Annotated in this window: 1 protein-coding gene and 1 pseudogene; one reads left to right on the top strand and one right to left on the bottom strand. The window is 43.6% G+C overall.

Annotation, left to right across the window (positions count from 1 at the left end; genetic code table 11):
* Positions 1-148: 148 nt before the first annotated feature.
* A pseudogene (locus H8706_RS12215) lies at positions 149-466 on the top strand (septation protein SpoVG family protein); the annotation flags it as partial.
* Positions 467-501: 35 nt separating this feature from the next.
* Here H8706_RS12215 and H8706_RS12210 read toward each other — a convergent pair.
* Positions 502-716: hypothetical protein (locus tag H8706_RS12210; protein ID WP_262432854.1), on the bottom strand; the 215-nt coding region annotated here is incomplete at its 5' end.

The raw sequence follows: 716 nt of genomic DNA, 5'->3' as shown, positions 1-716 counted from the left end.
GTGAAAGGTTAAAAGAAGTGGATGATGAGTTATATAAAAGAAAGGGGTAGAATTTATGAATTACAAAGCAAGCGTGAACCTTATTAACAAACCCGGAAGCTTAAATGGACTTGCCTCGGTTTCCATCAATGACTAGTTTGTTGTAAAAGGTGTGAGGATTTTTGAGGGCAATGACGGTCCGTTTGTGTCAATGCCTTCCCGTAAGGCAGGAGCCAAATATGAGGATATTTGTTTCCCGATTACAAAAGAGGGAAGAGAAAATCTCCACAGTGCGGTGCTTGAAGCATACGAACAGAAATTAACACAGCAGGAGGAGCAGAACCATGAAGAGGGGAAAGAAACAAAAAAGGCAGGGAATAAAAAGTCTCAAAAGCGTTCAGACGGACAAAAAACTGCCGAAAGCAATACCGAATTGCAGGCGGATCAGAATGAACAGACCGAGGCAGCCCCGGTAATGAATATGTGAGGTGAACAGCTATGGCGGTGGAATTTTACCGTTATTCATACAGGACAGCGGAGCATGACGGCGATGTTGAGGAATACCGAGCAAGCCGTGATGAGAACAGACGATGCACGGAATTCATTCAGCATCCGCAAACCGTACTTCTCAATAAATTTGGCATTGATAATCAAACAAAGAATTTTATCATCTATAACGCCGTCCTCGGTCAGATCGTCTTCCGCAAGACCTGTTTCCATTCCTGCAAGCATTCTGA

This window comes from Qingrenia yutianensis (genome assembly GCF_014385105.1).
Taxonomy (GTDB): domain Bacteria; phylum Bacillota; class Clostridia; order UMGS1810; family UMGS1810; genus Qingrenia; species Qingrenia yutianensis.
Note: the sequence above shows the minus strand (reverse complement) of the source record. Positions and strands in the feature narration are given on the sequence as shown.